This is a genomic window from Pantoea sp. VS1, assembly GCF_002207995.1.
Classification (GTDB): Bacteria; Pseudomonadota; Gammaproteobacteria; order Enterobacterales; family Enterobacteriaceae; genus Pantoea; species Pantoea dispersa.
In genome coordinates this window covers 1-1,354 of sequence record NZ_NHZE01000073.1, presented here as the reverse complement: position 1 = coordinate 1,354, position 1,354 = coordinate 1, and the positions used below count along the sequence as shown (strand labels likewise).

Here is a 1,354-nt window from a genome sequence, read left to right as displayed (position 1 = left end):
CGAGGAAGGCTTTCAGCCTTATTTTGCGAGCCAGTCCCGCGTGCGCGACCCGGAGCGCCGCGACTTTACCAAACACATGATCCGCCTGCGCCGGGGAAATAATAACGGCGGCGGGGAAGTACCGGAAATTGTATTACTGAACAGCCACGACGGCTCCAGCAGTTATAAAATGATCCCCGGTATTTTCCGGCAGGTGTGCAGCAACGGCCTGGTGTGCTGGAAATCATTCGGTGAAATCAGCGTGCCGCATAAAGGCGATATCGTGTCGCAGGTTATTGAGGGCGCTTATGAAGTACTGGGCGTATTCGACAAGGTCGAAAATAACATCGACATCATGAAAGGAATTCAGGTTAACAATGAAGAACGCCGCCTGCTGGGTCAGCTGGCGCTGGAATATAAGTATGATGGAAAAGAGCCGCCGGTAACAGCCGAGCGGATTATTCAGCCGCGCGCCTGGTATGACAAAGGCACCGACTTATGGACCGCGTTTAATATCGTGCAGGAAAACCTGATCAAGGGCGGCGTCACCGGCAGAACGGCGAAGGGAAAAAGAACCACCACGCGCCCGGTAACGGGTATTGATGGCGATATTAAGCTGAATCAGGCGCTGTGGAAAATGGCGGAAGAGTTCGCAAAACTGAAGTCATAACGGTTAACCCCGGTTTGCGGGGTTATTTTGATGCGGTGCTGGCGTCCGCGCTGAGAAAGCTTTCCGGCGCGGGCGCTTTTTTATTCTGTTGTGACATGGCGGCGTAAACTTCATCGCGGGCGATCAGCACGCGGTAAATACTTTTTATGATGGCCGCATATTCACGTCGCTGTTTTATCAGCTTCGGACTGGGGCCGGTGTTATACATCCCGACGCTGTCCCAGTTCCTGCCGTACTGCCTGAAGTTGCGCGCCTCGATCCATGCGCCGGTGTAAATGCAGATACACGGATCCTTAAGCAACCTTTCCCGCGTAATATCGAACTTTTTCAGCTGATTAAAGTGAGAGCTGTTAATCTGCATATTACAGACGTCGTGCGTCCCGCCGCTGCTTTTCGTGTTCAGGGCGTTATTACGCATGCGCGATTCCTGTATTGAATGTGCCATCAGCAGGCGCGGATCAATGCCGAAATCCTGACCGGCTTTGGTGAAGCACATTTCCGGCGCGGCCTGCACGCTGAATACAGCGGCAAGCCCGAAAGCTGCAAACCATTTCATTCTTATTATCTCACGTACATGCGCATAACGCGCCAGGCGGGTTCGTGTGAAAAATACGCGCTCAGATCGTCTGATGCAAGATAATTCGTTACAGACGCGCACGGTGCGCTGACGGGCAGGTGATGAACATCGTCAGGGATATAAAGAAT

General features: G+C 52.8%; 2 protein-coding genes. One reads left to right on the top strand and one right to left on the bottom strand.

Features of this window, described 5'->3' with window-relative positions; translation table 11 throughout:
- Positions 1 to 649, top strand: a 649-nt coding sequence (locus CBW22_RS22970; protein WP_088517966.1) for a DUF932 domain-containing protein, incomplete at its 5' end; no start/stop codon positions are given.
- A gap of 22 nt (positions 650 to 671) precedes the next feature.
- Here the strand turns inward: CBW22_RS22970 and CBW22_RS22965 are convergent.
- A complete protein-coding gene (locus CBW22_RS22965; RefSeq protein WP_088517965.1) occupies positions 672 to 1,205 on the bottom strand; it encodes a lytic transglycosylase domain-containing protein in 534 nt (177 codons plus the stop codon).
- Positions 1,206 to 1,354: the final 149 nt, after the last annotated feature.

Excerpts from the sequence above, each read along its gene's own strand:
- CBW22_RS22965 (WP_088517965.1), bottom strand. The coding sequence starts at position 1,205 with ATGAAATGGTTTGCAGCTTTCGGGCTTGCCGCTGTATTCAGCGTGCAG.